The organism is Streptomyces sp. OZ13 (assembly GCF_052068155.1).
GTDB lineage: Bacteria > Actinomycetota > Actinomycetes > Streptomycetales > Streptomycetaceae > Streptomyces.
In genome coordinates, this window is record NZ_JBQHCZ010000063.1 from 1 (window position 1) to 518 (window position 518).

At 68.0% G+C, this 518-nt stretch carries 1 protein-coding gene; it reads left to right on the top strand.

What is annotated here, in order from left to right:
• Positions 1-140: 140 nt before the first annotated feature.
• Complete coding sequence (locus ACTMTU_RS36095) at positions 141-506, top strand: ArsR/SmtB family transcription factor (RefSeq protein ID WP_441267653.1); 366 nt, start codon at positions 141-143, stop codon at positions 504-506.
• Positions 507-518 lie beyond the last annotated feature (12 nt).

Sequence of the window (518 nt, forward strand, 5' to 3'; positions counted from 1 at the left end):
GCCGGCCAGGTGGCGGGCGGTGCGGCGCGCCTTGGCGGCACGGAGCGCGGCGCGGAGCGATCTCATGACAACCCCCTGTTTCGATGTCTGTCGATACATCGGAGCTTGCCACTCGTATCGACGAGTGTCAACATAGACGCATGTCGAAATCAGAAGTGGTGGAGTTGCCCGTCCTCGAAGGCGAGAGCGTTGTGCCGTGCTGCCCGCCGATCACCGCCGCGGAGCTGTCACAGGCCGACGCGGAGAGGATGGCCGCCATGTTCAAGGCGCTGTCGGACCCCGTGCGCCTGCGCCTGTTCTCCAAGGTGGCCTCGCACCCGGGCGGTGAAGCGTGCGTGTGCGACATCGCCGATGTCGGCGTGTCACAGCCGACCGTCTCCCACCACCTGAAGAAACTGCGCGAGGCCGGCCTCCTGACCTGCGAACGGCGCGGCACCTGGGTCTACTACCAGGTCGCCCCCTCCGTGGTGGCAGCCATGTCCGCCCTGCTCGACCTGCGCGCCTGACCCGTCCCGCAC

Excerpts from the sequence above, each read along its gene's own strand:
- ACTMTU_RS36095 (WP_441267653.1), top strand. The coding sequence starts at position 141 with ATGTCGAAATCAGAAGTGGTGGAGTTGCCCGTCCTCGAAGGCGAGAGC.